At 63.2% G+C, this 1,245-nt stretch carries 1 pseudogene; it reads right to left on the reverse strand.

What is annotated here, in order from left to right:
- Positions 1-984 (reverse strand): annotated as a pseudogene (locus tag CWO91_RS42225) (methyl-accepting chemotaxis protein); the annotation flags it as partial.
- Positions 985-1,245: the final 261 nt, after the last annotated feature.

The following is a 1,245-nucleotide window of genomic DNA, read 5'->3' on the forward strand; positions in this document are numbered from 1 at the left end:
GATACCATTGCCGAGCATCCAGGCCAGGACGGCGCCGACGGCAAGGCCACCGAGCGCCATCATCAGCATCAGCCGCTCGGTCTCCCCGATGGTCGCATTGGCGCTCGCCTCGATGCGCTGCTGGTCGGCGGTGAGGTCCGAACGCAGCTCGGCCGAGAGTTTTAGGATGGACGCGGCCGTCTTGGTCATCTCGCCGTTCAGCTTGACGATGACCTTCACGTTCTCGGTCAACTTTGCGAAAGAGGTGCGGTACTGCTTCAGGAGATTGCCGATCTCGGTGACGCGGTCGGTGATCTTCTGGTCGTTCGCGTAGATCGAGACCAGCAACGTCTCCAGAAACTTGATGCGGGCGATCACGCCGTCGGCGGTCTTCGGCTCCGGCTTGGCGACGAAGGCGCTGACCGAGGTCGAGACCGCCAGGTATTGCGAGGTGACGTCCTTGGCCGTGGTCTGGACCGATGCAAGCCCCGCCAGCGCAGCGGTGTCGGCGAGATCGTCGAACTTGAAGCGGATCTTGTTGCCGACGCTGTTGAGCTCATCGGCCGCGATCTTGTTGTTCTCGCGGGTCAGGGTGACGATCTCACTGAACACCTTCGTGAAGCGCTGGAATTCGGCCTCGAGCTTGCCGACCTGCTCACGGCGGGCGGCCCCGGTCGTGGCGGACATCGACTTGCCGATCGCGCCTCTCAGATTCTCTTCGGCGGCCTTGGCCGCGGTCTCGTCATCCACCGCCCCCGTCAACGTGTAGGCCCGCGCCAACCCCTGATAGGCGATCAACTCGCGGTCGACGGTCCGTGCGAGATCGGCTTCCGATACGCTGGTCCGATAGGAGGCCACGGCACCTGCGATCCGCTCGAAGCCGAAATAGGCGAAGGCCATGCTGACGGCGAGGATGGCGAGCACCGCCACGAAGCCGAGGATGATTTTTGCGCGAAACCGTAGCGTTGGCAGCTTCGATTGCTTCGACTTCGACTTGACCGACATTCCCCCACCCCATTCCATTCGCGGAAAACCAGGCGCAGCCGGAAGCAGCCCGCTTCCCGACTCCGCGGCACGTTACGGGGCAAAGGATAAGCTGTGGTAAATTTGTGGCGCCGCAACTGGCGGTGAGGTGACGCGGGGAATTCTTAAGGCGGGCTTTCTCGCGCCGCTACAAATTGAAGGCCGGCGCGCAAATACTCCGCTGTCGTCCCGGACAAGCGGAGCCCTGGCAGCGCGCAGCGCTGTCAGGAGCGGAGCGCAAAT

Source organism: Bradyrhizobium genosp. SA-3, from assembly GCF_004212635.1.
In the GTDB taxonomy this organism is placed as follows: Bacteria; Pseudomonadota; Alphaproteobacteria; order Rhizobiales; family Xanthobacteraceae; genus Bradyrhizobium.